19 protein-coding genes are annotated in these 21,374 nt (G+C 64.0%); 8 read left to right on the top strand and 11 right to left on the bottom strand.

Going from position 1 to position 21,374, the window contains the following annotated elements:
• Positions 1-19: 19 nt before the first annotated feature.
• Positions 20-910 carry an AraC family transcriptional regulator gene (locus ABGT73_RS01570; protein WP_346668099.1) on the bottom strand — a complete coding sequence of 297 codons (891 nt, stop codon included), beginning with the start codon at positions 908-910 and terminating at the stop codon, positions 20-22.
• Between the two features lie 295 nt (positions 911-1,205).
• On the opposite strand from ABGT73_RS01570, the gene ABGT73_RS01565 reads away from it, so the two are divergent.
• The 5 genes from ABGT73_RS01565 to ABGT73_RS01545 all read left to right on the top strand — a co-directional run bounded on the left by ABGT73_RS01565 (position 1,206) and on the right by ABGT73_RS01545 (position 8,873).
• On the top strand, positions 1,206-2,501 hold the full coding sequence (locus ABGT73_RS01565; protein WP_346668098.1) for a sugar ABC transporter substrate-binding protein: 1,296 nt from the start codon (positions 1,206-1,208) through the stop codon (positions 2,499-2,501).
• Positions 2,501-3,385, top strand: a complete 885-nt coding sequence (locus ABGT73_RS01560; protein ID WP_346668097.1) for a sugar ABC transporter permease — start codon at positions 2,501-2,503, stop codon at positions 3,383-3,385. Before ABGT73_RS01565 ends, ABGT73_RS01560 begins: the two co-directional genes overlap by 1 nt.
• Positions 3,386-3,388: 3 nt before the next feature.
• Positions 3,389-4,225 carry a carbohydrate ABC transporter permease gene (locus ABGT73_RS01555; RefSeq protein WP_346668096.1) on the top strand — a complete coding sequence of 279 codons (837 nt, stop codon included), beginning with the start codon at positions 3,389-3,391 and terminating at the stop codon, positions 4,223-4,225.
• 166 nt (positions 4,226-4,391) lie between these two features.
• Positions 4,392-6,638: an alpha-galactosidase gene (locus ABGT73_RS01550; protein WP_346668095.1), complete on the top strand. Its 2,247-nt coding sequence runs from the start codon at positions 4,392-4,394 to the stop codon at positions 6,636-6,638.
• An 18-nt stretch (positions 6,639-6,656) separates the two neighbouring features.
• On the top strand, positions 6,657-8,873 hold the full coding sequence (locus tag ABGT73_RS01545; protein WP_346668094.1) for an alpha-amylase family glycosyl hydrolase: 2,217 nt from the start codon (positions 6,657-6,659) through the stop codon (positions 8,871-8,873).
• 71 nt (positions 8,874-8,944) lie between these two features.
• Here the strand turns inward: ABGT73_RS01545 and ABGT73_RS01540 are convergent, their stop codons facing one another.
• Positions 8,945-11,734 (bottom strand): glycoside hydrolase family 2 TIM barrel-domain containing protein, encoded by a 2,790-nt coding sequence (locus tag ABGT73_RS01540; protein WP_346668093.1) that lies wholly within the window; start codon positions 11,732-11,734, stop codon positions 8,945-8,947.
• A 239-nt stretch (positions 11,735-11,973) separates the two neighbouring features.
• Here ABGT73_RS01540 and ABGT73_RS01535 point away from each other — a divergent pair, with 239 nt between their 5' ends.
• Together ABGT73_RS01535 and ABGT73_RS01530 are read left to right on the top strand one after the other, a co-directional pair.
• Positions 11,974-12,165 (top strand): hypothetical protein, encoded by a 192-nt coding sequence (locus tag ABGT73_RS01535; protein WP_346668092.1) that lies wholly within the window; start codon positions 11,974-11,976, stop codon positions 12,163-12,165.
• 13 nt (positions 12,166-12,178) lie between these two features.
• Positions 12,179-13,423 carry a PBSX family phage terminase large subunit gene (locus ABGT73_RS01530; protein ID WP_346668091.1) on the top strand — a complete coding sequence of 415 codons (1,245 nt, stop codon included), beginning with the start codon at positions 12,179-12,181 and terminating at the stop codon, positions 13,421-13,423.
• 57 nt (positions 13,424-13,480) lie between these two features.
• Here ABGT73_RS01530 and ABGT73_RS01525 read toward each other — a convergent pair whose 3' ends face one another.
• The 8 genes from ABGT73_RS01525 to ABGT73_RS01490 all read right to left on the bottom strand — a co-directional run bounded on the left by ABGT73_RS01525 (position 13,481) and on the right by ABGT73_RS01490 (position 19,615).
• Positions 13,481-13,669 (bottom strand): hypothetical protein, encoded by a 189-nt coding sequence (locus tag ABGT73_RS01525; protein WP_346668090.1) that lies wholly within the window; start codon positions 13,667-13,669, stop codon positions 13,481-13,483.
• Positions 13,670-13,745: 76 nt separating this feature from the next.
• On the bottom strand, positions 13,746-15,698 hold the full coding sequence (locus ABGT73_RS01520; protein ID WP_346668089.1) for a M56 family metallopeptidase: 1,953 nt from the start codon (positions 15,696-15,698) through the stop codon (positions 13,746-13,748).
• 3 nt (positions 15,699-15,701) lie between these two features.
• On the bottom strand, positions 15,702-16,079 hold the full coding sequence (locus ABGT73_RS01515) for a BlaI/MecI/CopY family transcriptional regulator (protein ID WP_346668088.1): 378 nt from the start codon (positions 16,077-16,079) through the stop codon (positions 15,702-15,704).
• A gap of 107 nt (positions 16,080-16,186) precedes the next feature.
• Positions 16,187-17,332, bottom strand: a complete 1,146-nt coding sequence (locus ABGT73_RS01510; protein WP_346668087.1) for an MFS transporter — start codon at positions 17,330-17,332, stop codon at positions 16,187-16,189.
• Positions 17,333-17,499: 167 nt separating this feature from the next.
• Positions 17,500-17,907 carry an arsenate reductase ArsC gene (locus tag ABGT73_RS01505; RefSeq protein ID WP_346668086.1) on the bottom strand — a complete coding sequence of 136 codons (408 nt, stop codon included), beginning with the start codon at positions 17,905-17,907 and terminating at the stop codon, positions 17,500-17,502.
• Positions 17,904-18,200: a thioredoxin family protein gene (locus tag ABGT73_RS01500; RefSeq protein WP_346668085.1), complete on the bottom strand. Its 297-nt coding sequence runs from the start codon at positions 18,198-18,200 to the stop codon at positions 17,904-17,906. Before ABGT73_RS01500 ends, ABGT73_RS01505 begins: the two co-directional genes overlap by 4 nt.
• An 18-nt stretch (positions 18,201-18,218) precedes the next feature.
• Complete coding sequence (locus ABGT73_RS01495) at positions 18,219-19,220, bottom strand: permease (protein WP_346668084.1); 1,002 nt, start codon at positions 19,218-19,220, stop codon at positions 18,219-18,221.
• A gap of 83 nt (positions 19,221-19,303) precedes the next feature.
• Positions 19,304-19,615, bottom strand: coding sequence for a metalloregulator ArsR/SmtB family transcription factor (locus ABGT73_RS01490; RefSeq protein WP_346668083.1), 312 nt, complete (start codon positions 19,613-19,615; stop codon positions 19,304-19,306).
• Positions 19,616-19,763: 148 nt separating this feature from the next.
• Between ABGT73_RS01490 and bsh the strand changes: the two genes are divergently transcribed.
• Positions 19,764-20,738: a choloylglycine hydrolase gene (gene bsh / locus ABGT73_RS01485; protein WP_346668082.1), complete on the top strand. Its 975-nt coding sequence runs from the start codon at positions 19,764-19,766 to the stop codon at positions 20,736-20,738.
• Between the two features lie 246 nt (positions 20,739-20,984).
• Here bsh and ABGT73_RS01480 read toward each other — a convergent pair whose 3' ends face one another.
• Entirely contained in the window at positions 20,985-21,299 is a 315-nt protein-coding gene (locus ABGT73_RS01480; RefSeq protein WP_346668081.1) for a hypothetical protein, read from the bottom strand.
• Positions 21,300-21,374: the final 75 nt, after the last annotated feature.

Below are 21,374 nucleotides of genomic sequence, written 5' to 3'. Positions count from 1 at the left end.
AACGAAATGGGCGGCGCTGTCAAATGCCGATTTTCTCCGCCGGGCCGGGTTCCCGAATAAAATGGGTCTGGCGGTAGCTGCGGGGCGCCATGCCGTACACCGCCTTGAACGCCCGGGAAAAGTGCAGCTGGTTGGCGTAGCCCACCATGGCGCTGATGGTGCCGATGGGCAGGGCGGTCTCCTTGAGCATCTGGGCCGCCCGGGCCATCCGGTAGTGCAGCAGGAAGGCCTGGGGGCTCTCCCCCATGGAATCCCGGAACACCTTGCCGAAATAGCTGCGGTTCAGCCCGCAGAAGGCGGCGATGTCCTCGATGGAGATATCCCGCTGGTAATTCTGTTCAATGAAGGAGAGCGCCTCCTTCATGTAAAAGTCCCGCAGACGGCGCTGGCTGGGCGCCCGCCTGGCCGCCGAGGACTGCACCAGCTGGTCGAGGAACAAAAAGCACTCCCCGATCTGCCGCACGGGACTGTCCTCGGGATGGTTGACGATGTAGAGCATCTGGTCCTGCAGCGCCCGGCCCGCCTCCCGGTTCTGGGGCGTGTAGACCGGCCGGGCCTGGCTCAGCCCCGCCAGGCTCAGGCTTTCACTCACCCGCAGGCCGTCGATCTCGATCCAGGTATACTCCCAGGGGTCTTTCTCATCCGCCATGTAGGTGGTGGTCTGGTCCGGCACGATCAGGAAGCCGTGCCCCGCCTCGATGGGGTAGGCCTGGTCGTTGGCATACAGCGTTCCCCGCCCCGCGATCACATAGTGGAACAGGTAGTGATTCCGCTTGTGGGGGCCGTAGGCATGCAGCGGCTCGGTGCGCTCCCACCCGTACTGGTAGATGGTCAGATCCACAAACCGTTCGTCCTGGAACACATGAAATTTGAGCTTGTTTTCGGTCTTTACATCCTTCTGACGGACCATACAACGGCCTCCCCTGCTGTTTTTTATTATTATATACCATAATGCGTCTATACTTCAATAAAAATCATAGAAATCCTACAAATTGAGATATAAAAAGTGGCAGCATGATATTCTCGGAAAGATGCGCAAATTGTATAATAAAGTTGCTAATTCAGGAAAGATTTTGTGCATAGTGCACATTGTACAAATTTTCCCACGAAATTTCATCAAATTGGCGAAAACCCCGTTCTCCCACTGCCGGACCGGCCGGGCGGCAGCGAACCACTGCAAACCAACAACAGGAGGAAAACATCTTATGAACATCAAACGGAAGCTGGTTGCCGGGTTGATGGCCACCTGCCTGACTGCCGGATTAGCCACCGGACTGACCGCCTGCGGATCGGACAGTGCCGACGGCACGGTGAACCTGACATTCCAGATCTGGGACGTGGCGCAGCGCGACGGTATGCAGGCCATGTGCGATGCCTACACGGCGCAGCACCCCAACGTGCACATCGAAGTGCAGGTCACCAGCTGGGACGAGTACTGGACCAAGCTGGAGGCGGCCGCCATCTCCAACCAGATGCCGGACATCTTCTGGATGCACACCAACGAGATCCTGAAGTATGCCGACTACGGCAAGCTGGCGGACTGCTCCGACATTGTGGAAACCGAGCATTTTTCCGACATTTCGCTGGCCAACGCCAGCGGTTCGGACGGCAAGCTCTATGCCGTGCCGAAGGACAAGGACACCGTGGGCCTGGTGTACAACAAGGAGATGTTTGACGCCGCGGGCGTGGCCTACCCCGACGAGAGCTGGACCTGGGATGACCTGTGCGAGGCCTCCCAGAAGATCTACGACGCCACCGGCAAGTACGGCTACATGGCCTACGGCGACGACCAGCTGGGCTACTGGAACTTCGTGTACCAGGCGGGCGGCAGCATCCTGACCGAGGACAAGACCCGGGCCAACTTCACCGACCCCGCCACCAAGATGGGCATGGAGTTCTACATCAACCTGCAGAAGAACGACTGGTGCCCCGACCAGAACTACTTCGCCGAGACGGCTCCCGGCACGGCCTTCTTCTCCGAGAAGGGCGCCATGTTCTTTGAGGGCGACTGGAACATCCTCAGCGAGCTGCAGAACTACCCCGAGATGGTGGGCAAGTGGGATGTGGCCGTGCTGCCCAAGTGCCCCAATCCCATGAACGGCGACGGCCGGGCCACCATCTCCAACGGCCTGAGCTACGCCACCAGCGCCACCAACAAGCACCTGGACATCGTCAAGGACGTGCTGAAGTTCTTCGGCAGCGAGGAAGGCCAGCGCATCCAGGGCGAGAGCGGCGCCGCCATCCCCGCCTACGAAGGCCTGGAGGAAACCTGGGTGGGCGTCTTTGACGAATACCCCATCGACGTGCAGTCCTTCATCGACATGTTCGACTACTGCGTCCAGAGCGTCAACAACGCCGCCCGCCCCGAGTGGAAGACCCCGGTCAGCGACACGCTGCTGAAGATCTACACCGGCCAGCTGGACATCGACACCGGTCTGCAGACCATGCAGGAGATCGTGGATGAGGCCAGCGCCGAATACTACCCGGAGGAGGATGCGTAATGCAAAATACGTCCAAGCTTGCCCGCGACGGTGCCAAGTGGGGCCTCATCATGGTGGCGCCCACCATCATCGGATTGCTGGTACTGAATATCTGGCCCTTTGTCCAGGCCATCTACATGAGCTTTTCCAAGTCGCTGCCCTTCGGCATGTTCGAGTTTGAGGGCATCGACAACTACGTGGAGATGTTCCAGAACGCCGAGTTCTGGAAGGCTACCTGGAACACCATCCTGTTCTGCATCCTGACGGTGCCGGTGGGTATCTTCCTGGCGCTCATCGTGGCCGTGCTGCTCAACAGCAAGATCCGCGGCCGCACCACCTTCCGCGCCATCTTCTTCCTGCCCATGGTCGTGGCCCCCGCCGCCGTTGCCATGGTCTGGAAGTGGATTTTTAACACACAATATGGTATTATTAATTCGGTACTGGGCGCCAATGTCGGTTGGCTGACCGACTCCCGCTTCGTACTTTTCACCTGCGCTGTGGTCCAGATCTGGTCCAACATCGGCTATGACGCCGTGCTGCTCCTGGCTGGCCTGCAGAATGTGTCGGCTACGCTGTACGAGGCTGCCGACCTGGACGGCGCGTCCAAGGTCAAGCAGTTCTTCTCCATCACGCTGCCGATGGTCTCGCCCACCCTGTTCGTGGTCATGATCATGCGTCTGATGTCCTCCCTGAAGGTCTTCGACCTGATCTACATGATGGTGGACGACGCCAACCCCGCCCTCAACGACGCACAGAGCCTGATGTCCCTGTTCTACCGCCAGAGCTTCATCGCCGGCGACAAGGGCTATGCGTCCGCCATCGTCGTCTGGACCGTTCTGCTGATCGGTGTGGTCACCCTCATCCAGTTCTGGGGCCAGAAAAAGTGGGTCAATTACGAGGTGTAAAGTATGAATACCAGTATGAAAAGCAGCAAGCGGCTGACCACCACGCTGACCTATGTGGTTCTGGTGCTGGGCAGCATCCTCATGATCTTCCCCTTCGTGTGGATGCTCCTGACCAGCTTCAAGACCCAGGCCGAGTCGATGGCCATTCCGCCCCAGATCCTGCCCGCCCAGTGGAACTTCGACAACTTCGTCACCGCCCTGGCGAGCCTTCCCTTCCTGAACCTCTACGTCAACACCGGTCTGCTCATCGTCTTCCGGGTGGTCTGCGCCGTGCTGTTCAGCTCCATGGCCGGCTATGCCTTCGCCAAACTGCAGTTCCCCTGCAAGAACCTGCTGTTCAGCATCGTGCTGATCCAGATGATGCTGCCCAGCCAGATCTTCATCACCCCCCAGTACCTGATGCTCGCCCGCATGGGCCTGACCAACACCATCTTCGCGCTGGTCTTCCCCGGCCTGGTCTCCGCCTTCGGCACCTTCTTTTTGCGGCAGACCTACCTGGGCATCCCCAATGAAATCGCCGAGGCCGCCTATCTGGACGGCTGCAACAAGTGGCAGACCTTCACCAAGGTCATGTTCCCCCTCACCGGTTCCAGCTGCGCCGCCCTGGCCATCTTCACCGCGGTGTTCGCCTACTCCGACCTGATGTGGCCGCTGATCTGCAACACCGACCTGAACATGATGACCCTTTCCGCCGGCCTGTCCACCCTGAACGGCCAGTACACCACCAACTTCCCGGTCCTGATGGCCGGCAGCCTGCTGGCCATGATCCCCATGGTCATCCTGTATCTGCTGTTCCAGAAACAGTTCATCCAGGGCATCGCGATGACCGGCGGCAAATAAGCCGTACCATCGCATCATACAGCCTGAATCCAGGCATTCCAGCAGCAGGCGGACGACCGGCAGTTCCGGTCCGCCCGCCTGCTGCTTATTGGGAAAACAGTGTGTCCGGAGTTTTCCACCGTCCTGCTCCGACACTGTACTATATAATTTTTCAGGAGGTCCTTTTATGGGCATTCAATACCATACCGACACAGGCGTCTTCACGCTGGAAACCGCCCGCACCAGCTACCACATGCAGGTGGACGAGCGGGGGCATCTTCTGCACCTGTACTACGGCCGCCGCATCGGCCGGGGCGATCTTTCCGCCTTGTATCCCCCCGCCGACCACGGCTTTTCCCCCGATTACTACGCCTGCCGCCGGCAGCGCGGCGTCTCCCCCGATGTGCTCCCCCAGGAGTACACCGGCTGCAATGTGGGAGATTTCCGGCTGTCCTGTGTGGTGGTCCGGGATGAGACCGGTGCCGCCGGTGCCGACTTTGTCTATGTGTCCCACCGCATCGAGAGCGGCAAGTATGCCCTGGAGGGCCTGCCCTGCGCCCACGAGGAGGACGGCGACGCCGAAACGCTGGTCATCACGATGCGGGATTTTGTCACCGGGCTGGAACTGGACCTCTACTACGGCGTCTTCGCCGACCAGGATATCATCACCCGGGCGGCGCGGCTGCGCAACAACGGCACCCACACGCTGCGGCTGGAAAAGGCTGCCTCCCTCTGCCTGGACCTGCCCTTCGGCCAGTGGGACCTGATCCACTTCCACGGCCGTCACGCCATGGAACGCCAGATGCAGCGCACCCCGCTGGCCAACGCCATCCAGACCGTTTCCTCCACCCGCGGCGCCTCCAGCCACCACCACAACCCCTTTGTCATCCTCTGTGACCGGGGCGCCACCGAGACCGCCGGGCTGTGCTACGGCGTCATGCTGGTCTATTCCGGCAGCCACCGCACCGACATCGAGGTGGACCAGAACGGTTCCACCCGCATTGTCTCGGGCATCCACGACGAGCGGTTCAGCTGGAAGCTGGACCCCGGCGCCGCCTTCACCACCCCCGAGGTGCTGCTGGCCTGCGCCCCCGACGGCCTGACCGCCCTGTCCCAGCACTATCAGCAGTTTATCCGCCGCAACATCTGCCGCAGCCCCTTCCGCTATACCCGCCGCCCGGTGCTCATCAACAACTGGGAGGCCACCTACTTCCAGTTCACCACCGACACCATCTGCCAGATCGCCGAGAAGGCCGCCAGCCTGGGCGTGGAGATGATGGTGCTGGACGACGGCTGGTTCGGCAAGCGGGACGACGACAACAGCGGCCTGGGCGACTGGTACGTCAACGAGAAGAAGCTGCCCGGCGGTCTGGACCCGCTGATTGAGCGGGTCAACGCCCTGGGCATGAAGTTCGGCCTGTGGATCGAACCCGAGATGATCAGCGAGGATTCCGACCTCTACCGCGCCCACCACGACTGGGCCCTGACGCTGCCCGGCCGCGACCCCGCCATGGGCCGCGACCAGCTGGTGCTGGACTTCGGCCGGGACGAGGTGGTGGACTACCTCACCGATGTGCTCAGCGACCTTTTGCGCAACCACCACATCGAATATATCAAGTGGGACATGAACCGCAACATGTCGGACGTTTACAGCCGGGCCCTGCCCCCCGAACGCCAGGGCGAGGTGGCCCACCGCTACATGCTGGGCGTCTACCGGCTGCTGGACCGGCTGACCACCGCCTTCCCCGACGTGCTCTTCGAGGGCTGCGCCGGCGGCGGCGGCCGCTTTGACGCCGGCATGCTGGCCTACTTCCCCCAGATCTGGTGCAGCGACGACACCGACGCCATCGAGCGGCTGACCATCCAGCACGGCACCTCCTTCGGGTATCCGGTGTCGGCCATGGGCGCCCATGTGTCGGCCTGCCCCAACCACCAGACCGGCCGCACCACCCCGCTGTGGACCCGCGCCGTGGTGGCCATGAGCGGCACCTTCGGCTATGAGCTGGACCTGGGCAAACTCAGCGACGAGGAATGCCAGCAGGTCCGCCAGCAGATCGAGACCTTCAAAAAGCTGTACGACGTGGTGCAGAACGGCCGGTACTACCGCCTGAGCGACCCTGCCCGGGAACCGCGCTACACCGCCTGGCAGACCGTCACCCATAAGGAATCCCTGGTCAGCCTGGTACTGACCCACCCGGAGGCCAACGCCCGCCCGCTGCACATCTGCCTGCGGGGTCTGGAGGAGGACGCTCTCTACCGGGTGGAAAGCCTGCATCTCTACGGCACCACCGCCACGCCGGAGCGCAGCGACGCCGTCACCGACCGTTTGCTGGGCGCTGTCTACAGCGGCAGCACCCTGATGTATGCCGGATATACCCTGCCCCAGCTGGCGGGAGACTTCCCCAGTGTGCAGCTTCATCTGGTACGTGTGTGATTGAAGGAGGCATCCTGTATGAAATCCAACCGGAAGAAAAAGCACGCCCCGGCCCGGACGGAGCCTGCCAAAACCGAAACCCAGCCCGCCCTGAAAGCGGCCCCCAAAAAAGAGGCCCTGAAAGCTGCGCCCCAGCCGGAAAAGCTGAAGGCTGCTCCCAAGCAGGAAGCCCTGAAGGCCGCTCCCCAGCCGGAAAAGCTGAAGGCCGCCCCCAAGAAGGAAGCCCTGAAGGCCGCGCCCCAGCCGGAGAAGCTGAAGGCCGCTCCCAAGCAGGAAAAACTCAAGGCAGCCCCCAAAAAAGAGGCCCTGAAAGCCGCGCCCCAGCCGGAGAAGCTGAAAGCCGCCCCCAAGAAGGAGGCCCTGAAGGCCGCGCCGGCTGCCGCCACCCGGGACAACGCCGACTTCGAGCGCCGTCTGGCCCGCCACTACGACGAGCTGAAATGGCTGTACTGTGAGCTGTACCACGGCGACATGCAGGCCTTTGACTACTGCGTGGAGATGCTGCGCCGGGCCTGGGCGGACCGCAAACCGGCCCTGCGGGCCCAGGACGCCGCCCGGGAGGCCAATCCCGACTGGTACCGCCGCCGGGATCTGCTGGGCATGATGATGTACACGGGTGCTTTTGCCGGCACCCTGAAGGGTGTGGAGGAGAAGCTGCCCTACATCCAGGAGTGCGGGGTCAACTACCTGCACCTGATGCCGCTGCTGCAAAGCCCCAAGGGCCGCAGCGACGGCGGCTACGCCGTGGCGGATTTCCGCACGGTGGAGCCGGAGCTGGGCACCATGGAGGACCTGGAGCACCTGGCCGACGCCTGCCGGGAGAAGGGTATGAGCCTCTGCCTGGACTTTGTGATGAACCACACCAGCGAGGACCACGAGTGGGCCAAAAAGGCCCGGGCCGGTGTGCCGGGCTACCGGGACCGCTACTTCTTCTATGACAACTGGGACATTCCCAACGAGTTCGAGAAGACGGTGCCCCAGGTATTCCCCACCACGGCGCCGGGCAGCTTCACCTGGCTGGAGGACTGCCAGCAGGTGGTGATGACCAACTTCTACCCCTACCAGTGGGACCTGAACTACGCCAACCCCGTGGTGTTCAACGACATGACGGAAAACCTGCTCTACCTGACCAACCGTGGCATTGATGTCATCCGGCTGGACGCGGTGCCCTACATCTGGAAGGAACTGGGCACCTCCTGCCGCAACCTGCCCCAGGTACATACCCTGGTGCGGATGATGCGGATGGTCTGCGAGATCGTCTGCCCCAGCGTGCTGCTGCTGGGCGAGGTGGTCATGGAGCCCGCCAAAGTGGTGCCCTACTTCGGCACCCCGGAGAAGCCGGAATGCCACATGCTCTACAACGTCACCACCATGGCCACCACCTGGAATTCCCTGGCCACGGCGGATATCTCGCTGCTGCGCCACCAGATGGACACTGTCTGCGCCCTGCCCAAGGATTTCCTCTTCCTCAACTATCTGCGCTGCCACGACGACATCGGCTGGGGCCTGGATTACCCCTGGCTGGGTGCCCGGTTCGGCACCAACGAGGTGGCCCACAAGAAGTACCTCAACGACTGGTTCACCGGCAAATGGCCGGGCAGCGACAGCCGCGGTGAGCTGTACAACGACGACCCCACCCTGGGCGACGCCCGGCTGTGCGGCACCACCGCCTCGCTGTGCGGCGTGGAGGCCGCCGACTTCGAGAAGGATCCCTTCAAGATGGAGCGGGCCATCGCCTGTGACCTGATGCTCCACGCCTGGATGCTGGTGCAGAGCGGCATCCCGGTGCTGTACAGCGGCGACGAGATCGGCCAGCTCAACGACTACACCTACCACGACGACCCCGAAAAATGGGACGACAGCCGTTACCTCCACCGGGGCAATTTCCGTTGGGATCTGGCCGAACTGCGCCACGACCCCGCCACCCGCCAGGGCAAGCAGTTCGAGGGACTGCGCCGGCTGGAGACCATCCGCGCCGGGGAACAGGCCTTTGACGCCAGGGCCGATGTGTGGACCTTCGACACCGGCAGCAACCACGTGCTGGGCGTGGGCCGCTGGTACAAGGGCCACAAGCTCATCGCCTTCTTTAACTTCAGCCCGGAATTTTTGCATGTCTCCTCCGGGGAGAAGGGCCCCTACGACGAGCTGATGTACGGCGGCCACCGGGAAAACCTGCGGGACGTGGAACTCTACCCCTACGGCTTCGCCTGGTTCCTGCACACCGAAGAAGACTGATTCACCGCCATTCTCTATACAAAAAGGAGCGCACCCCGCGGGGTGCGCTCCTTTTGTGTATTTAATTTTTTTCAGCGCAGCAGGATGCGGAACCGGACTGCGTAGTCCTTGCTGCCGTCCAGCCGGTAGGCGTCCTCCACGTCGGTGCCCCAGCTGTCGATGCCGCCCACGCCCCGGCAGGCGCCCAGCACCGTCACGCTGGTGCGGCCGGTATCGGGCAGCTCGCAGGGATGCTGGGCCGCTTCCAGTTCCTCCGCCGTGTTGGGCAGGGCGCTGAAGCCGAAGGGCTCGCCGCAGCTTTCCAGCGTCAGCGACGCGGTTGTGCGGCCCCGGGCGTCCCGCTGCTGGAGCACCGCCTGCCGGGTCTGCCAGTGCAGTCCACAGGTCTGGGGCACCAGGTGGGGTTCGATGTGGGGTACTTCCTCAAAGCAGCCGAAGGCGGCGCCCTTGTACCGGTCGGGGTAGGTCTCCCCCGAAAGGCCGGTCCACCGGGTGGCGGCCACCGGGGCCGCCGTCTGGAACTGCACGCCGAAGCAGGGCAGTTCGGGGGCCTGGGCCGTGCCGTGGTAGGTGGCTTCCACCTCGAGAGCACCCTGGCCGGTCACCGTGTAGGTCAAAATCGCCTGGGCGCCCGGCACCCCCACCAGGTCGAACCGGTAGGAGACCGTCACCCCGTCGGGGGATTCCACCACCACTTCCGGCTTGCCGCTGCGGGACAGTGCGTCCGCCGCCAGCCAGGCGCCGCTGCGCTGGGGAAAACCGCAGCCGCGGTCATTGTCGGTGGCAGCCCGCCAGACCGCCGGGCGCGGGGCGCGCCACAGCCATTCGGTGTCGCCCAGCCGCAGGGAGGCGGGACCTCCCTCGGTGTAGGAGAAGAGGATCTCGAAGCCCTCACCCCGTACGCCCAGGTTGCCGTCCCCCTCGGTGACGGTGAGGGGACTGACGCCACGGGCCTGCCAGGCCGCTGCCAGCGCCTCATCCGCCGCCCTGGCCGCCGCGGCGTTGCGGGCATCGTGGGCCGCCCGGTCGGAGGCGCCAGAGTACCAGTAGCGGACCTCCTCCATGGCGGGCTTCTCGGCGCCGTCGGCGTAGACGATGCCGTTGCCGCTGAAGTTGTAGTCGGTGGTGCGCTCGCCGAAGTCGCCGCCGTAGCCCAGCACCCGCCGTCCCAGGGCGTCGGTGTGCCAGAGGGCCTGGTCCATGTAATCCCAGATAAAGCCGCCCTGGTACTGGGGATACTCCTCCGCCAGGCGGATGTAACTCTCCATGCCGCCCAGGCTGTTGCCCATATCGTGCATGTACTCGCAGAGAATGAAAGGCTTGGCGGGCTTGGATTCCAGATACTCCCGGATGTTCCAGGGCTTTTCGTACATCCGGCTCTCCATGTCGCTGATCTCATCAAAGGCGCGGTTGTGGAAAACGCCCTCGTAGTGCACCAGCCGCCCGGGGTCCTGCTCATGGAAGAACTCCGTCATGGCCAGGATGTCCTCCCCGGCGTAGCTCTCGTTGCCGCAGGACCAGATCAGGATGGCCGTGTGGTTCTTGTCCCGCTCAAACATGCTGCGGGCCCGGTCCACCACGCAGTCCTTCCACTCCGGCAGGCTGCCCGGCACGTTCCAGCTGGGTTCCACCGCACCCAGCTTCTGCCAGCTGCCATGGCTTTCCAGGTTGGTCTCGTCGATCATATAGATGCCGTTGCGGTCGCACAGGTCGTACCACCGGCTCTGGTTGGGATAGTGGCAGGTGCGCACCGCATTGATGTTGTTGTGCCGGAACACCGCCATGGCGGCGTCCATATCGTCGGGCCCGATAGCGCGGCCCCGCTCAGCACTCCACTCGTGGCGGTTCACCCCGTTGAAGACCACCCGCTCCCCGTTGAGCTGCATGATGCCGTCCACCATCTCGAACCGGCGGAAGCCGATATCGTAAGGCACGACCTCCTGCACGGTGCCCGCCCCGTCGGTGACGGTCAGCAGGGCGTGGTAGAGGGTGGGGGTGGTGTGGCTCCAGGGCTGGATGCCCTGCAGTTCGATGGTATCCCCCGTGACGGGGCCGTCATAGAGGGCATAGCCCTCGCTGTCGGTGAGGCGCAGCGTGACGGCGGCGCCCTGGGTCTCCCCCTCCAGCTTCACCCGGGGCGTCAGCGTACCGGTGAGGTTGTCCTTTTCCAGCCCCGTCTGCAGCCACAGGTCCTCCAGGTGCACTTTCGGCTTGGCGTAGAGGTAGACCGATCGGAAGATGCCGGAGAAGCGGAAAAAGTCCTGGTCCTCGATCCAGGAGGCGCTGCACCGCTTGTGCACCTCCACGCAGAGGCGGTTCCTCCCCGGCCGCAGGCACTCGGTGAGCTCAAACTCCGACGGGGTGAAGCTGTCCTCGGCATAGCCCACAAAGACGCCGTTGCACCACAGGTACATAGCCTGCTCCACGCCCTGGAAGCTGACGCAGACCCGCTGGCCCTGCAGCCCCTCGTCCAGCGTGAATTCCGTCACGTAGCTGCCCACCGGGGCATGGTCCCAGTCGATCTCCGGCGGGCGCAGGCCGGCCCGGCCGTCCCAGGGATAGAGGGTGTTGGTGTACTGCAGTTCGCCGTAGCCCTGCAGCTCGATGTGCCCCGGCACCTGGATCGTGCCGAAGGCCGACAGGTCGGCGTCCTCCCGCCAGAAATCCGCCGGGCGGGCGGCGGGGTTGGGGCTCCAGCAGAACTTCCAGCTGCCGTCCAGGCTCTGGCGCAGGCTGGTGCGGCGGGCATCAGCTTCCTGCGCCGTGCGGTAACAGATATGATCGGAATGGGCCGCCAGCCGGTTGACCGCGAACACCCGCGGGTCGGTCAGCCAGCGGAGTTCCGGTTGCGTTGTCTTCATGGGGAAACTCCTTTCGGTATGGGTAGGGGCCGTTTGCCAACGGCCCCTTTGTATCCAGTGTACCGCCTGCCGGGCGCTGGTGCAACACCCTGGTAAAAAAAATTTTGTCCGGCAAGGTTTTCCCAAAACTTCATTGTATTTCACAACCTATGGTAGTAAAATAAAGGGACAACCGGGGCCCCGTTGCGGCCGGTACCCTGTGCGCGGGCGCCGGTTGGCCGGAAGGAGGGATGCCATGCGTGGATGAGCTCACGCCGGAACGGGTGCTGGGCGAACTGGCGGCCATCGCCTTTGCCGAACCCGGTGGGGAGCGGGGTGCCCAGGCCATCAAGGTGGCCGACAAACTGCGGGCGCTGGAACTGCTCTACAAGCACCTGGGGCTGGGCGAAGGCCAGACCACAGAGGGGGTGGTCATTGTAGACGAGGGATAAAGGAGGCAGGACTGTGCGGGTACAGTTGAAAAAAGTCATTCCTGCGGTGTTCTGGCCGGTACATACGGCCATCCGCCGGGGCACCGTCCAGGAGGTGGTGGCCAAGGGCGGCCGCGGGTCGGGCAAGTCCAGCTATCTTTCGCTGGAGCTGGTCTACCAGCTGCTGCGCCATCCCGGCTGCCACGCCGTGGTGCTGCGCAAGGTGGCGGGCACGCTGCGCAACAGCGTGTACAGCCAGATCGTGTGGGCCATCGGCGCGCTGGGGTGTACGAGGTATTTCCGCTGCACCGTCAGCCCCATGGAATGCACCTATCTGCCCACCGGCCAGAAGATCCTCTTCTTCGGCCTGGACGACGCGGGCAAGCTCAAGAGTTTGAAAGTACCGTTCGGTGCTGTGGGACTTTGTTGGTTTGAAGAGCTTGACCAGTTCGACGGGCCGGAGGAGGTGCGCAGCGTGGAGCAGAGCATCCTGCGGGGCGGCGACTGGACGCTGACCCTGAAAAGTTTCAACCCGCCGGCCATGGCCCGCAGCTGGGTCAACCGCTATGTGCTGGAACCCCGGCCAGGCAAGCTGGTGCACCATTCCACCTACCGGGACCTGCCGCGGCAGTTTTTGGGGGAGCGGTTCTGGGCGGATGCCGAGCATCTGCGCAACACCAACCCCGAGGCCTACCGCCACGAGTACGGCGGCGAGGTGGTGGGCAGCGGCGCGGCGGTGTTTGACAACCTTTCGCTGCGGGCGGTCTCCGACGAGGAGATTGCCTCCTTTGACCGGCTGTACCACGGGGTGGACTGGGGTTGGTACCCCGACCCCTGGGCCTACAACGCCGTGACCTACGACGCCGCCCGGCGCACGCTGATCGTTTTTGACGAGCTGACCCGCACCCGCACCCCCAACCGGGACACCGCCCGGCTGCTGGTGGAGCGGGGCGTGGGCGGGGACGACGGCGGGCTGCTCACCGCCGATGCCGCCGAGCCCAAATCCTGCGCCGATTACCGGGCGGCGGGTCTGCCCTGCCGGGCGGCCGTGAAGGGCCCCGGCAGCGTGCGGGAGAGCATGAAGTGGTTGCAGGGGCTGGCGTCCATCGTCATTGACCCGGCCCGGTGCCCCGCCACGGCGGCGGAGTTCAGCGAGTACGAGTACCAGCGGGACCCCCGCACCGGCGAGGTGCTGCCCGGGTATCCCGACGTGAACAACCACCACATCGACGCCGTGCGCTATGCGGTGGAATGCATCTGGCGCCGCCGGGGCGTATAACCAGAACCGGGAGACACTCCGCAAGGGGGTGTCTCCCGGTTTGTTTTTGTGTATGTTTTACCGCCGGTCCATACCGGTGACGCGCAGCAGCGGACGCTTGCACAGGAAGTTGAACCCGGCGATGGCCCGGCCCACACCCACCATGGAGATGAGGGTGCCCAGGCCCACGCCCAGCAGCACCATGCCCAGCAGATAGAACCCCCAGCGGGCGACTGTATGTTGTTTTGTCTGTTGCCTTTTTGCCACTCCTTATCCTATACAAGGATATACCGGGGCGGCAAAAATGTCAAATTTTTGAGGTATCGAGCAACTTGCTCCTGCCTCATCCGTTCTGGGCGGAACCCGTGCCCAGATAGCTGTCCAGCTGGCTCTGGGCCTGCTCCAGATTCCGGCGGGCTTCCTCCTCCCCGGCTTGCAGCGCCGGGTCGGTGGTGCTGCCGGAGGACTGGGCGGCTTCGATCTGCTGCTGGAGCTGGGACTGGGCGGACTGGGCGGACTCCTTGGCCTGCTCCTGGTTCAGCTGTTTCTGGACAGTCTGCTCTTCCACCTGCTGCAGGGCTGTCCCAATCTGATCCTCCAACACACGGATCTGCTCATCCATGACCTGGATGGCATCTTCCATATCCTGCCGCTGCTGCCGCCGCTCCGCCTCGGTGCCGGAGGTCGACTGGTCCAGGGTATCCAGGGAGGTCTGCATCTCTTCCCGACGGGTCGTCAGCTGGTCCAGCTGCTCCTGCAGGATGTCGTAGTTGCTCTGCGCGGCGTAGAGTGCAGCGTTTGTTTCCGCTTCCTCCCGCAGCATCTGCACATTTTCGGCATTCAGGGGTTTGCTGTCCGCCGCCCGGTAATCGGTAAAATACCGGGGCTGGGTGACGATGCCGTTGAGAGTTATCTCAAAATGCAGATGCGGACCGGTGGAATACCCGGTGGTCCCCACATGGCCGATGAGGTCGCCGGCCTTGACGGTCTGCCCCGCCTCCACCGTGTAATCGTCCATGTGGGCGTACAGGGTGGTCCAGAGGTTGCCGTCCGGCCCGGCACCGTGGTCCAGAACCACACAGTTGCCGTAGCTTTGGTGGTACGCTGCATAGGTCACCAGCCCGTCCTGGGCCGCATAGACCGGCGTACCGATGTCCGCCGCCAGATCATCCCCCCGGTGGCCCTCATTCATGTAAACCGTGACATACTCATAGTCCACCGGGCAGAGGAACCGCGGGCTGTTTTCGGGGTCGTCCAGGTTGGGCAGCCCCGCCGTGTTGGCCGTGAAGGTCACCGCCGTCTCGGGGGTGTCCGGCGTCTCGGCGGTGGCTTCCGTCGTGGCAGGCTGCGCCGTCTCGGGGGTAGCCTCCTCCACCTGGGGCTGCATCATGCAGGCGGTGACGCTGAGGCCCACCGCCGCCGCACAGACCAGCAGCGCCCCTGCGCCAATTTTGCGGTAGTGCAGAAGATGCACAATGCGGGCCTTTACGCTGCCCTGCCCGAAGGCCAGGGAGCCCGGCGCCATCCGGCCCTGCAAAGCGTACTGCAGGATGCTCTCGCAGTAGGCGTTGCGGGCGGCAGCGTCGCAGCCCCGGACGGCCGCCTCGTCACAGGCGGATTCCATCTCCCGCTCCAGCTGGCGGAAGGCCAGCCAGGCCAGGGGGTTGAACCAGTGCAGGCAGACCACCGCATAGTAGAGCGGCTTGGTCTGGGGGTCGTGGCGGCGCAGATGGGTGCGCTCGTGGAGCACCACCGCCTGCCGGGCCGCCCCCGTGAGGGCTGCGGGCAGGTAGATGCGCGGCCGAAAGATGCCCAGTGTGAAGGGCGCGGGCACGCAGCTGCCGCTGTAGCAGCCGTCCTCGGTTTTGCAGGCCAGGGCCACCGTGCGGCGCAGCCGGAGATATCCGGCCACCGCCCGCACCGCCAGCACCAGCACCCCCACCGCCCAGACGACGGCCAGCAGATGCCAGACCGTCAGCCGGGTATACCAGGGGGCCGCAGCGGCTGCCGTCACCGCCGGAGCCTGCACCGCGGGCAGCACCACCGGGGCGGGGCCTTCGGCCAGGGCCTGGACTGTGTCGGCCGCCTGGGCCAGATTTTCATTCCGGGGCCGGGGCAGCGTCAGCGGAATACCCCAGGGCAGGGCGAAACGCAGCCCCACCGCCAGCCACAGCCAGCAGAGCAGCCGGCTGGGAATGTGCAGACGGCGCAGCACCCCGCTGACAGCCAGCGCCCCCAGCGTGGCCGCTCCGCCCCACAGGCTGAGCAGCAAAAAGCGGAGTACCAGTTCACCCATGGGTCACCCCTCCTTGTCGTGGGCGGCATCCAGCAGGGCGCGGATCTCCGCCGCCTCGTCGTCGCTGATGGGCTTGGCGCTCAAAAACGCCGCCACAAACCGGGGCAGACTCCCCCCGAAGGTCTTGTCCACCACGGCGGCGCTCTCGGCACACTGGACGGCCTGCTTGGCCACCCGGCTGGTCACCGTGCCGTCCGTATTCTGCAGCACGCCCCGCTCACAGAGTTTTTTCAGCACCGTGTAGGTGGTGCTCTTCTTCCAGCCCAGCGCCCCGGCCGCCAGCTTCACCAGCTCGCCGCTGGGCAGCGGCTCGTGGTCCCACACCAGGCAGGCAAAACGGTATTCGCCCTCCGCCAGGCGCAGCGGTTCCTGTACAGACATGGTACTTCCCCCTTTCGATGGTTAGTCTTTCGTCACTTTTAGTCTATCACAATAGACCAATTCTGTCAACAAAAAACAGGGGCAAATTTTTGTCCCTGCTGCGTCGATTATACAAGTTTTGTTTTGCGCCGCCAGTAGGTCAGCAGTCCCAGGGCTACCAGCCCTGCCGCCCCCCCGTAGCCGAAGGCCAGCCGCAGATCCCACTGGGCCAGTGCGCCGAAGGTCAGGTTGCTGCCGATGGCCACGGCGTCCAGCAGCATGGCGTGGATGCTCAATGCAGTGGCGCGGTTGGCGGTGTGCACCTGGCGGTTCTGCAGCTGGGCCTGGAAGGGCTGGAACAGACTGTCCGACACCCGCAGGAGCAGCACGCTGCCCACCGAGAGCATCGCCCGGTCGGTGAGGGCCAGCACGGCGCAGGCCAGCGCCGGGACCAGGCTGAAGAGCACCGCCGCCCGACGGCCCCCGGTGCGGCGGGTCACGGCGGAGGACCAGGTGCCGCAGAGCCCCAGCAGGGTGGCCGCGATGTACACCCCGCCGATGGCGGTGCTGCCCATACCGCAGCGCTCGTACTGGAGCTGGTTGAGAAAGACCGTGACGGTCTGGTGGACCTCGGTGAGCAGCCCCACCGCCAGCAGGAAAGCCAGCAAGCCGGGGGTGGCGAGCGTTGCCCGCAGGGTGGCGGCAAAGGGTTCCCGTTCCGCCTTCTTTTCGGGGGCGGGGTGCACCTCCACAAGGCCCAGGCTGAGCAGCGCCGCCGCCCCGTAGCTGAACATGGTGAGCAGGGCGGCCAGGCGGTAGTTTTCCCCGATGAAGAGGGTGTAGACCGCCGAGGCGGTGAGCAGCCCGGCCATGCCCAGGCTGTTGTAGACTCCGAAGACATGCTGGCTCTCTTCCGGCCCGGCGCAGAGATAGAGGATGCTGGTATCCACCCCGGAGAACCCGGCGATGACCACGCTGAGCAGCACCCGCTCGGCCAGGAAACCGCCGAAATCCGAGGCCTGCCAGAAGACGATCTTGGACAGAAAATACACCCAGCAGCAGAAGACCATCGTGCGCTTGTAACCGATGCGGTCCGCCACCACGCCCCAGGGCACCTCCAGCGCGATGCTCAGCGCAAAGGAGATACTCTCGATGAGGGTGATCTCAAAGATGGACACCCCCTGGGCCTGCCGGTAGAGGGTGGAAATGGCACCATAAAAGACCATGCCCTGGAGAAAGGTCATGGCGTAAAGCAGATAGATATTGCGTTTCACGAAAAAATCGTCCTTTCCCAAAGATTCCTTTTCCGCACGGCAAACAGGCGCCGGGTCCCGGCGCCCTGTTGCGGTATGGGAATCTTTCAGATAGGACGATGCATTGCAGTTTCCTGCCTTGTGTGATTTTTGGATTGAATCCAGTATAACACGCCCCGATGGCGGCGTCAATCGCCGGCGCGCAGTTCCGCCCGCAGCCGGAGGACCCGGCGCTCGATCTCGTCGATGACGGCGGTAAAGGCCCCGTCGTCCTGGCCGGTGGGATCGGGCAGGCTCCAGTCCTCCCGCCGGGTGCAGGGCAGCACCGGGCACTGCACGTTGCAGCCCATGGTGATGACCACATCCACCGGCGGCAGTTCGGCCAGCAGCTTGCTGCGCTGGGTGGCCGCCATGTCCACGCCGTACCGGGCCTTCACCAGACGCACGGCGTCGGGGTTGATGGCGGGTTTGGTCTCGGTGCCGGCGGAGTAGCTCTCAAAGGTATCGGAGGCCAGCAGGCGGCCCAGGGCTTCGGCGATCTGGCTGCGGCAGGAATTGTGCACACAGACAAAGGCCACTTTCGGTTTGCCGCTCATGCCTGGTTCCGCGCTTTCCGGATGAGGTCCTTGGCCTCCTCCTTGGTCAGCACCCGGCCGCTGGACACCACCTTGCCGTCCACCATCAGGGCCGGGGTGTGCAGCACGCCGCAGGCCGCGATCTGGCCAAAATCGGTGATGTGACCCACTTCCGCCGGTTCTCCCAGCTCGGTCAGCGCCGCCTTGGCCGCGGCTTCCAGGGCATGGCAGTTGGCGCAGCCGCCCCCCAGCACCTTGACGGCCTCGTTGCCGGTCTCGGTTTGTACGGATTCTTTTTTACCAAACAGTTTCATAACGTATACCTCCCAGAATCAGATCAGAACAAATTGCAGGGCGTTGAAAAGATAGCCCACCAGTACAATACCCACCACGCAGATGGCGATAAACAGCGCCAGCAGCCTGGGTTTGACCACCTTGCGCAGCAGAATCAGCGACGGCAGCGACAGCGTGGTGACTGCCATCATGAAGGAGAGGACGGTGCCCAGCTGGGCGCCCTTGGCCAGCAGCGCCTCGGCCACCGGGATGGTACCGAAGATGTCGGCGTACATGGGCACACCCACGATGACCGCCGCCAGCACGCCGAAGGGATTGCCGGACCCCAGCACCGTTTCCACCCAGGCCTGGGGGATCCAGTTATGGATGACGGCACCCACGCCCACGCCCACCAGCAGGTAGGGCAGCACCTTGCGGTAGGTGGACAGCGCCTGTCCTTTGGCGTACTGCAGCCGATCGGCGGTGGTCAGGGTGGGGGCATCCAGGTCGGCACCGGCCCCCGCATGGGCCAGGGGTTCCAGGTATTTCTCCATATGCAGGGATTCGATGAGGGTGCCGCCGGCCACCGCCACCACCAGACCCAACACCACATAGGCGGCGGCCACCCTGATGCCGAAGACGCCGGTGAGCAGCACGAGACTGCCCAGGTCCACCATGGGGGAGGAGATCAGGAAGGAGAAGGTGACGCCCAGAGGCAGCCCCGCCCCGGTGAAGCCGATGAAGATGGGGATGGAGGAGCAGGAGCAGAAGGGCGTGACGGTGCCCAGCAGTGCCGCCACCGTGTTGGCACCCAGACCGTGGAACCGCCCCATGATGCGGCGGCTGCGCTCGGGCGGGAAGTAGCTCTGCACCCAGGAGATGGCGAAGATCAGCACCAGCAGCAGGACGGTGATCTTGATGGTGTCATAGAGAAAGAACTGCACGCTGCCGCCCAGCCGGGAGGCGGTGTCCAGCCCCAGGGCGGTGAGCAGGTTGCCCACCAGGGTGTTGAGCCACTGCATGCCCAGCACCTGATTCTGGAAAAACAGCCAGAGATTCATTGGGAAGTCCCCCTTTTGTCATATCAAGATTTTTTGATGTTTTGGCCGTAAAAACTGCCGCGCGGAGAGGGCGCGGCAAAAGATCACTGCCCGCTGCAGCCGCAGGCAGGCGCCTCGGCGTTGGGGGTGGTCAGGGCCAGCAGGCGCCGGACGGCCCGGGCCTGACCCTCGGCGCTGAGGCGGTAGTGGGTCCATTTGCCCTCCTGCCGGGCCAGCACCAGCCCCGATTCGCAGAGGATCTTCATGTGGTAGGAAAGCCCCGACTGGGTCAGCGCCAGGGGTTCCTGCAATTTACAGGCGCACTTCTCGCCGCTGCGCAGCTGTTCCAGGATGGCCAGTCGCTTGGGGTCGCACAGCGCCTTGAAGATCTTGGCGTCCTGCTCGTAGGAATCCATGGGCTCACCTCACATCAAAATTTCTTGATGTATAGTATAGGCCGGTTTGCGGCCTCTGTCAAGGGGGAATGTAACTTTTTTATGCAGGGATTGTCCGGGGCGCGCCGGGCGGGTATACTGTAAGAAAAGCCAACAAGGAGGCTATACCATGTGTACCAGCATTGCCTTTTGGGATCGCGGGCTGTACGGTCGCAATCTGGATCTGGAATACCATTTCGGGGAGCAGGTGGTCATCACGCCCCGGGATCACGAATTCACCTTTCATCACCGGGAGCCGCTCTGCCACCACTACGGGATGATCGGCATGGCCAGCGTGGCCCGGGACACCCCGCTCTACGCCGAGGCGGTGAACGAGAAGGGGCTGTATATGGCGGGGCTGTACTTTCCCGGCAATGCCGTCTACTTTGAGGAGCCCGCCCCCGGCTTGCTGAACCTGGCCCCCTATGAGCTGATCCCCCTGGTGCTGGGCAGCTGTGCCACGGCGGCCGAAGCCCGGACGCTGCTGGCCACCGTGCGGCTGGCGGCCATCCCCTTTGCGCCGGGGTATCCGCTGGCGGCGCTCCACTGGCAGGTGGCCGGCCCCGACGGCGGCTTTGTGATGGAACCCCTGGCCGACGGGCTGCACTTTCACGACGACGCCGTGGGGGTGCTCACCAACAACCCGCCCTACCCCTACCAGCTTGCCAACCTGAACAACTACCGGCACCTCTCCCCCCGCACACCGGACAACACCTTTGCCCCCGGCCTGGACCTGGCGGTCTACGGCCAGGGGCTGGGCGCCCTGGGCCTGCCCGGGGATGCCTCCCCCCTGTCCCGGTTTGTGAAGGCGGCCTTCCTGCGTCACCATGCCGCCTTCCCGGAGGACCGCCCCGGGCAGGTGAGCCAGTTTTTCCACCTTCTGGACGCCGTTTCCATGGTGCGGGGCAGCGTGGAGACCCCCGAGGGCCGTCTGGACGAGACCACCTACGCCTGCTGCTGCGACGGGAAAGAAGGCGTCTACTACTACCACACCTACGACAGCGGCTGTATCCATGCCGTAAAAATGACCGAAGACACCCTGACCGGCACGGCGCTGGGGGTATTTCCCCTGGCGGACAAGCCCCGGTTTGTGTGGGACAACTGAACCAAAAAGGCGCACAGGATAAATTTCCTGTGCGCCTTTTGGTTTATTCCTCGTGATGGCCCTCCCCGTGGTGGCCGTTTTCCTTTTCGTTTTCCTTTTGAGGTGCGGAGCTTTCGCAGGTGGCCAGGATTTCGGCGGTACTCTGGGCGGGCTCCCCGCCGGAGAGCGCCGCACTGTGTCGGCGTACTGCTCCACCGCCCGGTTGACCTCTTGTTCGCTGCGCATGGCACGCCCCCATCGTTTCCTTTACTCCCGGCAGCCCCAGCCGTTTCCGTTGCAGCCGGTGCCCCGGTTGTCACAGATGCCGTCGCCGTTTTCATCCACAAAGTACCGGCCCTGCCCGGCGTGGTCGCAGATTCCGTCCCCGTCGGTGTCATAGCGGCAGCTGCCGTCGGCATGGTAGTCGCAGACCCCGTCGCCGTTTTCATCGGTAAAAAGGCACTGTGCCGTATGGCAGGCGCGCTGCAGTCCCGCGCGGCCCGGCCCGGCGGCCCATACCCCGGTGGCGCCCACCGTGCAGGCAAGTGCTGTGGCAGCGATCATAATAGCAGTTCGTTTCATCGTAATCCTCCTTTGGTGTGTGAAAAGTTCCTTTCACCTGGAATACGAATCCGCTCGCTCTATCCATTCACCGCC

The sequence above is a fragment of the uncultured Subdoligranulum sp. genome, from assembly GCF_963931595.1.
Lineage (GTDB): Bacteria > Bacillota > Clostridia > Oscillospirales > Ruminococcaceae > Gemmiger.
The sequence above is the reverse complement of the archived record's forward strand: the minus strand, read 5'-3'. Positions and strand labels throughout refer to the sequence as shown.

Bases quoted from the DNA above. Each gene is read 5' to 3' on its own strand.
- ABGT73_RS01570 (WP_346668099.1), bottom strand. From the start codon at position 910: ATGGTCCGTCAGAAGGATGTAAAGACCGAAAACAAGCTCAAATTTCAT.
- ABGT73_RS01565 (WP_346668098.1), top strand. From the start codon at position 1,206: ATGAACATCAAACGGAAGCTGGTTGCCGGGTTGATGGCCACCTGCCTG.
- ABGT73_RS01560 (WP_346668097.1), top strand. From the start codon at position 2,501: ATGCAAAATACGTCCAAGCTTGCCCGCGACGGTGCCAAGTGGGGCCTC.
- ABGT73_RS01555 (WP_346668096.1), top strand. From the start codon at position 3,389: ATGAATACCAGTATGAAAAGCAGCAAGCGGCTGACCACCACGCTGACC.
- ABGT73_RS01550 (WP_346668095.1), top strand. From the start codon at position 4,392: ATGGGCATTCAATACCATACCGACACAGGCGTCTTCACGCTGGAAACC.
- ABGT73_RS01545 (WP_346668094.1), top strand. From the start codon at position 6,657: ATGAAATCCAACCGGAAGAAAAAGCACGCCCCGGCCCGGACGGAGCCT.
- ABGT73_RS01540 (WP_346668093.1), bottom strand. From the start codon at position 11,734: ATGAAGACAACGCAACCGGAACTCCGCTGGCTGACCGACCCGCGGGTG.
- ABGT73_RS01520 (WP_346668089.1), bottom strand. From the start codon at position 15,698: ATGGGTGAACTGGTACTCCGCTTTTTGCTGCTCAGCCTGTGGGGCGGA.
- ABGT73_RS01515 (WP_346668088.1), bottom strand. From the start codon at position 16,079: ATGTCTGTACAGGAACCGCTGCGCCTGGCGGAGGGCGAATACCGTTTT.
- ABGT73_RS01505 (WP_346668086.1), bottom strand. From the start codon at position 17,907: ATGAGCGGCAAACCGAAAGTGGCCTTTGTCTGTGTGCACAATTCCTGC.
- ABGT73_RS01500 (WP_346668085.1), bottom strand. From the start codon at position 18,200: ATGAAACTGTTTGGTAAAAAAGAATCCGTACAAACCGAGACCGGCAAC.
- ABGT73_RS01495 (WP_346668084.1), bottom strand. From the start codon at position 19,220: ATGAATCTCTGGCTGTTTTTCCAGAATCAGGTGCTGGGCATGCAGTGG.
- ABGT73_RS01490 (WP_346668083.1), bottom strand. From the start codon at position 19,615: ATGGATTCCTACGAGCAGGACGCCAAGATCTTCAAGGCGCTGTGCGAC.
- bsh (WP_346668082.1), top strand. From the start codon at position 19,764: ATGTGTACCAGCATTGCCTTTTGGGATCGCGGGCTGTACGGTCGCAAT.
- ABGT73_RS01480 (WP_346668081.1), bottom strand. From the start codon at position 21,299: ATGAAACGAACTGCTATTATGATCGCTGCCACAGCACTTGCCTGCACG.